The following is a 7,998-nucleotide window of genomic DNA, read 5'->3' as shown; positions in this document are numbered from 1 at the left end:
CGGCTGTACGAACGCCGCTACGACACCGTGCGCGCCGCCTACGACGCCGGCATCCCGGTGTACGTCGGCACCGACGCCGGCGGGACGCTGCCCCACGGGCTGGTGGCGGGGGAGGTCGCGGAGCTGGTGAAGGCCGGCATCCCGGCCGTGCGGGCCCTGTCCGCCACGACCTGGGCCGCCCGCGCCTGGCTCGGCCGCCCCGGGCTGGACGAGGGCGCCCCGGCCGACCTGGTCGTCTACGGAGAGGACCCGAGGGCGGACGTACGGGTGCTGGCGGCGCCGCGGCGGGTGGTGCTGAACGGGCGGATCGCCGGCTGAGGGGGGAACACCCGTACCGGGCACGCCGGTGAAATCGAAAGCCAGGGCGGAAACCCCACGATGGAGTGAAGTAACCAAGGATTGCTGACCGTTCACCCACAGTGCGTAATCCTTGCCGGGTCCCGAGCATTCACTCCTGGGGGTCCCACACCTTGAACGGCCACAACTTCCGCATGCCCGCACGCCGTTGCGCGACCGTCGCCGCCGCCACCGTCCTGGCCGCCGGGCCGGTGACGCCGGCGTTCGCGGACTCCGCCCACCCGGCCGGGGGCCACGGCCGCGCGAGCGCCACCGTGCTGCGCACCGGTCTCGACGTGTCCCTGCTGAACAAGACGGTGAACGTCCCGCTCACCGTCACCCTCGACGAGGTGCGGGCGCCGCGCAGCGCCGAGCGGACCGCGCTGAGCGCGCGCCTGGACGGGGTGAACGACGGCAGGCCGTTCGGCGTGCTGCGCGCGGACGTGGCGAAGGCCGACGCGACGGCCACGGCGAGCCGGTCCGAGGGCACGGTGAGTCTCGCCCACGCGAGAGTGCACGTGCCCGGGCTGCCCCTGCTCTCCGTCATCGAGGTCGACCAGGTCACCGCCCGGGCCACCTGCGAGGCGGGCAGGGCGCCGGTCGCGGTGGCCGACGTGCCGGGGGCGGTGACCGTGCTCGGCAAGAAGGTGACGGTGAGCGCGGGCGGGCCGACGCGTGTGCGGGTGCCGGGGGTCGGTGAGGTCCGCCTCGACCTGTCCAAGCGGGCGACCACCTCCCGCACGGCCGCGGCGACGGCCCTGCAGCTCACGGTGAGCGTGAACCCGCTGAAGCTGAACGTGGCGGAGGTCGAGGGCACGCTGACCCTCGCAAACGCCACCTGCGAAACCCCGACGCCCGCGCCGACGCCCACCGCCCCGGCACCGGCCGCCCCCGCGCCGGACGTAAAACCCCAGGGCGCCCGGGCGGCCAGGACGGACCTCGCCGAAACAGGCGGAAGCTCCTTGACGCCCTACCTCGCCGGAGGCTCAGCGGTCCTCCTCACCGCGGGCGGAGCAGCAGTAGCAGCAGCCCGCCGCAGGCGAGACTGAGGTCTCCCACCCGCCGAGGTGCGCGGGAAAGGTCCGCGGGTCAGCGGGGTGGGGCCGGCAGGGCCGTTCGCAGGGCCTCCGTGAAGGCGGTCACCGTTGCGGGGTCGCGTACCGCCAGGCGGAGATGGTCCCCGTCCAGGCCGGGGAAGGTGTCTCCGCGGCGGACCGCGTAGCCGAGGGTGCGCAGGCGGTGCCGTATCGCCGTGGCGCCGGGGACGCGGATGAGGACGAACGGGCCCTCCGGGGGCTCGACTACCCGCAACCCGTGCCCCGCGAAAGCGGAGAGGGCCGCCACCAGGTGGGCCCGCTCCGCCGCCCCCCGCCGCGCGGCCGCCTCCGCCTCCGCCAGCCCCCGCGGCGACACGCACGCCCGCGCCGCCGCCAGCGCCGGCGTGGACACCGGCCACAACGGTTGCGCCCGCTCCAGCTCGGCGATCACCTCCGGTGAGGCCAGCACGTACCCGATCCGCAGCCCCGCGAGGCCCCACGTCTTGGTGAGGCTGCGCAGCACCACGAGCCCGGGCACGTCCGTCCGCCCGGCCAGCGCCTCCCGCTCACCCGGCACCGCGTCCATGAAGGCCTCGTCCACGACCAGCACCCGCCCGGGACGCGCCAGCCCCGCGACCGCCGCCGCCGGATGCAGCACCGACGTGGGGTTCGTCGGATTGCCGATCACCACCAGGTCCGCGTCCTCGGGCACCAGCGAAGGGTCGAGACGGAAGCCGTCCTCCTCGCGCAGCAGCACCCGGTCCACCGTGTGCCCCGCGTCCCGCAGCGCCGCCTCCGGCTCGGTGAACTGCGGATGCACCACCACCGGCCGCCGCACCTTCAGCGCCCGCGCCAGCAGCACGAACGCCTCCGCCGCGCCCGCCGTCAGCAGCACCCGCTCCACCGGCAACCCGTGCCGCGCCGCGACCGCCGCGCGCGCGGCCCGCCCGTCGGGGTAGGAGGCCAGCGAATCCAGCGACCGGGCGATCACCTCCCGCAGCCACGCCGGGGGAGTGTCCGCCCGCACGTTCACCGCCAGGTCGACCAGCGCCGACCCGTCGTCCCGCACCTCGGCGTCCCCGTGATGACGCAGATCGTGGCCGCCCGCGCCGGCCCCCTCAGTGCGCATGCGAGTGGCTGTGCCCGCCGTGCTGGTGGTGTCCGTGATGGTGACCGCCGTGCCCGTGGTGGTCACCGTGCCCGTCGTCGTCCGGGTGGAAGTGCGGCTGCTGCGGCAGCCCCACCTTGTCCTCGAAGCCGGGCAGCGCGACGCGGTACACGCACGAGTCGCAGTTCATCCGCAGATCGCCCTTCACCGCCTCCTCGTACCGCTCCATCACCAGATCGAGCAGCTCAGGCTCCGGTCCGACGACGTCCGCCGAGCGCACCTCGGTCCCGGGGTGCGCGGCCGCCCACTCCTCGGTCTGCCGCCGCACCCGGTCGGGGAGTATCCCCGTGAAGAGGAAGTACGGCAGTACGACGATCCGCCGCGCCCCGAGCCGCGCGCAACGGTCCAGACCGCTCGGCACGTCCGGCGCCGCCAGCGACACGAACGCCGTCTCCACGCCCGCGTACCCGCGCCCCTCCCACAGCAGCCGCGCCGCCTTGAACACCTCGGCGTTGGCGTCCGGGTCGGTCGAGCCGCGCCCGACCAGCAGCACCGTCACGTCGGACCGCTCGCCGTCCGTGTCCCCCAGCGCCTCCTCCAGCCGCCGCTCCAGCACCCGCAGCAGCGCGGGGTGCGGGCCGAGCGGACGGCCGTAGGTGTACGAGATCCCCGGGTGCCGTTCCTTCTCGCGGGCCAGCGCCGCCGGGATGTCGCCCTTGGCGTGCCCGGCGGACACCAGCATCAGCGGCACCGCCGCGAACCGCCGCACGCCCCGCTCGACCAGTTCGGCGACCGCCTCGCCGAGCGGGGGCGGGGACAGCTCGATGAAGCCGCCCGCGACGGGCAGTCCGGGCTGACGGCGCCCCAGCTCCCGTACGAAGTCGCGGAACGCCTCGGCCCCGGCGTCGTCACGGGTGCCGTGGCCGGCGATGAGCAGGGCGGGCGGCGGCGGGACGGTCACGGGGTCTCCTCGGGCGAGTCGTTCGAAGTGGGGTGGTACAGCAGGGCGTTGAGCGCGGCGGCGGCGACCGCCGAACCGCCCTTCTCGGACACGTTGCTCACGGCGGGCAGCCCGCTCTCCCGCAGCGCGGCCTTGGACTCGGCCGCCCCGACGAAGCCGACGGGCAGGCCGACGACGAGCGCGGGCGCCGCGTCCAGCCGCAGCAGTTCCTCCAGGGCGGTCGGGGCGCAGCCGATCACCCACAGGGCCCCGGGGCCCACGTCCTCGTAGGCGAGCCGGATCGCGTGCGCCGAACGCGTCATGCCGGGCCCCGGCCTGGCGTCCTTGAGCCGGCAGACGCATGCGCGCCGGGTGATCCCGGCCGCGACCATCTCGACGTCCACGACGACCGGCGCCCCGGCGTGCAACTCCGCGTGCGCCTTGACCAGTTCGGCCTCGTCCAGCACGAGGTCGTCGGCGTAGGCGAGGTCGGCGGAGGAGTGGATCACCCGCTCCACCACCGCCCGGGTCAGCGGCGGGAAGTGCGAGGTGTCCAGGCGGGCGCGCAGCCGCCGGAACGACTCCTGCTCGATGGGATGGACCACACGGTTCACCGGGCCTCCTCCGGGCGGGTGTCCTGCCAGCGGTAGCCGCGGGGCGTCACCATGCGCCCCGCGATCTCACGGGTCGCCGTGTTGCCCACGGTGACGACCGTCATCATGTCGACCGTCGCCGGGTCGAGCCCGGCCAGCGTGGTGAGCCGGCTGCTCTCGTCCCGGCGCGAGGCATTGCGCACGACCCCGACCGGCGTGCCCGGCTCCCGGTGGCCGGCGAGGATCGCCAGCGCCTTGGGCAGTTGCCAGTCACGGCCGCGCGAGCGCGGGTTGTAGAAGGTCACGACGAGGTCCGCCTCGGCCGCCGCCCGCACCCGCCGCTCGATGACCTCCCACGGCGTGTGCAGGTCGGAGAGGCTGATGGACACGTGGTCGTGTCCGAGCGGCGCGCCGAGGACCGCCCCGGCCGCGAGCGCCGCCGTCACGCCCGGCACCCCGACGACGTCGATGTCGTCGGACGCCTCGGCGAGCGCGGGGGATGCCATGGCGTACACGCCGGCGTCCCCGCTGCCGATCAGCGCGACCGCGTGCCCCGCGCGCGCCTCGGCGACCGCGGTGCGGGCCCGCTCCTCCTCGGCGCCGAGCCCGGACTCGAGGATCCGGGTGCCGGGGCGCAGCAGGTCGCGGATCTGGTCGACGTACTGGTCGAGCCCCACCAGCACGGACGCGCGCCGCAGTTCGGCCTCCGCGCGCGGGGTCAGGAGGTCGCGGGCGCCAGGCCCGAGCCCGACCACCGCGAGCCGCCCGCGCACCGGCCGCCGTACGACCGCGCAGGTGGCCATGGCGGGCGCTCCGTCGGCGCGCTCCGACTTCCGCTTGGGCACGAGGAGTTCGCCGCCGCCGGCAAGCGCGGCGGCCTCGGCGACCGACGGCGTGCCGACGGCGTCGAGCGGCGCCCGGGACGGGTTGGGCACGGTCACCGCGGCCAGCTCCTGGGCGGAGTACGTCACGAGGGGCACGCCGAGCCGCTCGACGGCCGCGATCAGGCCGGGCTCGCCGGACTTGGCGTCGACGGTGGCCAGCCGGTCAACGGACCGCGCCGACAGCCCCGCCTCCCGCAGCGCGCCCTCGACCAGTCCGAGCACCTCCTCGGCCGCGACCCCACGGGACGCGCCGACGCCGACGACGAGGGACGGCGGCCGCAGCACCACCTCGTGGGCACCGGGCTCGACGGCACGGTCCGTCACACGGATCACACAGGCCCCCTGCGCCTCCTCGCGCCCCGCCCGCGGCAGCGCAGGCAGCGCGGGCAGCGGCCAGGCCACCTCCGCGTCCAGGACGACCGGCTCGCTGTCCAGCAGCGCCCGCGACACCCCGGCGACGTCCCCCTCCACCGGGAGACCGAGCGTGTCGAGGCCGGCCAGGCCGGCGGAGTCCGTCGCCGTGGTCACCACCGGCTCGGCGCCCAGCAACCGGCCGACCTCGGCGGCGAGTTCATTGGCGCCGCCGCCGTGCCCGCCGAGCAGCGACACCGCGAACCGGCCGCCCTCGTCGACGCACACCACGCCCGGGTCGGCCGCCTTGCCCTCCAGCAAGGGCGCGACCAGCCGCACCACCGCCCCCGTGGCCAGGAAGCACACGAGCTGCTCGCACTCGGCGAACGCGGTCCGTACGGCGTCCCCCACGGGACCCTCGTACACCCGCGTACGGTCCGGCCAGGCGGCCGCCAGCCGGTTCCGCGCAGCCGCCCCCGCCGCGGTGGCGGAAATGAGGCCGATCACTGGGCAACTCCTTCTGTGCGTGCCGGGGGCCGTACGCCCCACAGCAGGAAAACGGGATTGGCCGCCGCCAGCCGGGTCACGTCACCCGGCAGCGGCGCGAGCCGGGAGGACTGCAGCAGTACGCCGTCGCAGGAGAACCCGGCGGCGGTGAGCGCCTCACGCGCGGCCGGCACCCGGTCCAGCGCGGCCATGGCGACGACCACGGTCCGCCGGGCCCGGCGCGCGCACGCGGTGACGATCGCGGGCAGTTCGCGCCCCCCGCCGCCGACGAACACGGCGTCCGGGTCGTCGCCGAGCGCGGTCAGCGCTTCGGGCGCCGTGCCGTGCACCACGGTCACGTCGACCCCGTGGGCTTCCGCGTTGGCGCGCACCCGTCCGGCGCCGTCCTCGGTCTTCTCCACGGCGACGACGGCCGCGCCGAGCCGCGCGCACTCCACGGCCACCGCGCCGGAACCGGCGCCGACGTCCCAGACCAGATCGCCCGTGCGCGGCCCGAGCCGGGCCAGTGCCAGCGCGCGCACCTCGAACTTGGTGATCATCGAGTCCCGGTGCGCGAACGCGGCCTCCTCCAGCGCCCACCCGGACGCGGGCGCCCGCTCGGGCCCGGCGAGCGTCCGTACGGCGCCGAGCGCGCGCGCCGGGTCCAGGCACAGCACCACGCTGACCGCCGTACCCCAGTCGCGGGCGGCGGCCTCGGCGGGCGTGACCGGCTCGACGCGCTCACGGTCCGGGTCGCCGAGCGAGGACGCGACGACCAGCCGCCGGTCCGGCGAGGTGCGCGCCAGCGCGGCCCCCAGCTCGGCCGGACCGGCCCCCGGACCGGTCAGCACGGCGACCTTGGGGTGGGCCCGGCACACGTTGACGGCAGTCCGCAGCTCCCGGCCGTGCGCGCTCACCACGACCGCGTCGTCCCAGGGCAGCGCCAGCCGCGCGAAGGCGGTGGCGACGGAGGAGACGCCGGGCCGCACGTCCAGCCGCTCCGGCCCGAACCGCTCGCCGAGCGCTCGTACGATCCCGAAGAACCCGGGGTCCCCGGAGGCGAGCACGACCACGCGCCGCCCCTTGTCGAGATGGCGCTCGACGACCTCCAGGGCGGGCGCCAGCGGGCCGAGCACCACCCGCTCGGCCCCCTCCGGCACCCCGGCGGCCTCCAGATGGCGCCGACCGCCGACGACGAGGCCGGCCCCGGCCAGCAGCTCCCGCTCCGGCGGCGCCGCCCCGGTGCCCGTGCCGACGACCGTGATCACGTGCCCGCACCCCGCGCGCGCAGGGCCCTGCGGGCCTCGGGGTCGGCCTTGCGGTACCCGTGGAAGTGGCCCGGGTGGTACAGGTGGGAGCGGGTGCCGTGCGCGTCCAGGGCAGGGCCGACCAGGAACAGCGTGTGCTTCCAGAGCTTGTGCTCCTTGACCGTCTCCTCCAGCGTGCCGACCGTGCACCGGACGATCAGCTCCTCCGGCCAGGTCGCCTGGTACGCCACCACGACCGGCGTGGACGTCGGGTAGCCGCCCTCCAGCAGCTCCCGCACCAGCTGTCCGCTGCGCGCCGCCGACAGGAAGACCGCCATGGTGGTGCCGTGCCGGGCGAACTCGCGCACCTCCTCGCCGGGCGGCATCGGCGTCTTGCCGCCGCCGAGCCGGGTCAGCACCACCGACTGCGCGACTTCCGGAATGGTCAGCTCGCGCCGGGCCAGCGCGGCCACCGCCGAGAACGACGACACGCCGGGCACGACCTCGGTGTCGATGCCGAGCGCTTCGCACCGGTCGAGCTGCTCCTGGGTGCCGCCCCACAGGGCCGGGTCGCCGGAGTGGATGCGGGCCACCTTCAGCCCCTCCCGGCGGGCCCGCTCGTAGACGGCGACGACGTCCTCCAGGGACATGGCCGCCGAGTCCAGGATCTCAGCGCCCTCGCGCGCGTGCTCGAGCACCTCAGCCTGGACCAGGCTGGCCGCCCAGATGACGACGTCGGCCCCGGCGATCGCACGGGCGGCGCGGAACGTCAGCAGGTCGGCGGCGCCGGGGCCGGCGCCGACGAAGGTCACCTTGCCGGTGGGGGCATCGGCCATGGGGGCCATGGGGTCGGATCCTTCCGTACGGAATGTCATGGTGTGTGGCGGTCGGACAAGGGCCGGATGTGCGCGAACGGTGGTTGATCGGATAGCAAGGGCACATGGCGGTCTTCGTCGCGCTCGGCGCGTTCCTGATGACGCTGGCCGGCGGCTGGACGGCACAGCGGGTGACCGACC

8 protein-coding genes and 1 pseudogene are annotated in these 7,998 nt (G+C 75.9%); 3 read left to right on the top strand and 6 right to left on the bottom strand.

Annotated elements, in window-relative coordinates; translation table 11 throughout:
• Together IE249_RS38530 and IE249_RS26335 are read left to right on the top strand one after the other, a co-directional pair.
• Positions 1 to 318: amidohydrolase family protein (locus IE249_RS38530; protein WP_229859306.1), on the top strand; the 318-nt coding region annotated here is incomplete at its 5' end.
• Positions 319 to 470: 152 nt separating this feature from the next.
• Positions 471 to 1,385: an SCO1860 family LAETG-anchored protein gene (locus IE249_RS26335; protein WP_189708580.1), complete on the top strand. Its 915-nt coding sequence runs from the start codon at positions 471 to 473 to the stop codon at positions 1,383 to 1,385.
• Between the two features lie 40 nt (positions 1,386 to 1,425).
• Here IE249_RS26335 and cobC read toward each other — a convergent pair whose 3' ends face one another.
• The 6 genes from cobC to cobM are packed head-to-tail and all read right to left on the bottom strand — an operon-like array spanning position 1,426 to position 7,818.
• Positions 1,426 to 2,502 carry an Rv2231c family histidinol phosphate aminotransferase CobC gene (gene cobC, locus IE249_RS26330; protein ID WP_229859305.1) on the bottom strand — a complete coding sequence of 359 codons (1,077 nt, stop codon included), beginning with the start codon at positions 2,500 to 2,502 and terminating at the stop codon, positions 1,426 to 1,428.
• Positions 2,492 to 3,442, bottom strand: coding sequence for a sirohydrochlorin chelatase (locus IE249_RS26325; protein ID WP_189708575.1), 951 nt, complete (start codon positions 3,440 to 3,442; stop codon positions 2,492 to 2,494). The genes cobC and IE249_RS26325 overlap by 11 nt, the downstream gene beginning before the upstream one ends.
• Positions 3,439 to 4,035, bottom strand: coding sequence for a precorrin-8X methylmutase (locus tag IE249_RS26320; RefSeq protein WP_189708573.1), 597 nt, complete (start codon positions 4,033 to 4,035; stop codon positions 3,439 to 3,441). Before IE249_RS26320 ends, IE249_RS26325 begins: the two co-directional genes overlap by 4 nt.
• Positions 4,032 to 5,756 (bottom strand): precorrin-3B C(17)-methyltransferase, encoded by a 1,725-nt coding sequence (gene cobJ, locus IE249_RS26315; protein WP_189708571.1) that lies wholly within the window; start codon positions 5,754 to 5,756, stop codon positions 4,032 to 4,034. Before cobJ ends, IE249_RS26320 begins: the two co-directional genes overlap by 4 nt.
• Complete coding sequence (gene cbiE, locus IE249_RS26310; protein ID WP_189708569.1) at positions 5,753 to 7,003, bottom strand: precorrin-6y C5,15-methyltransferase (decarboxylating) subunit CbiE; 1,251 nt, start codon at positions 7,001 to 7,003, stop codon at positions 5,753 to 5,755. The genes cobJ and cbiE overlap by 4 nt, the downstream gene beginning before the upstream one ends.
• The gene (gene cobM / locus IE249_RS26305; RefSeq protein WP_189708704.1) at positions 7,000 to 7,818 is read right to left on the bottom strand and encodes a precorrin-4 C(11)-methyltransferase; all 819 of its coding nucleotides are present in this window, start codon (positions 7,816 to 7,818) and stop codon (positions 7,000 to 7,002) included. The genes cbiE and cobM overlap by 4 nt, the downstream gene beginning before the upstream one ends.
• Positions 7,819 to 7,922: 104 nt before the next feature.
• Here cobM and IE249_RS38525 point away from each other — a divergent pair.
• Positions 7,923 to 7,998, top strand: a pseudogene (locus tag IE249_RS38525) (ZIP family metal transporter); the annotation flags it as partial.

Origin of the sequence: Streptomyces anandii JCM 4720, from assembly GCF_014650655.1 — a bacterium.
GTDB classification, from domain to species: Bacteria; Actinomycetota; Actinomycetes; order Streptomycetales; family Streptomycetaceae; genus Streptomyces; species Streptomyces anandii.
This window is presented reverse-complemented; position numbering and strand designations above follow the sequence as displayed.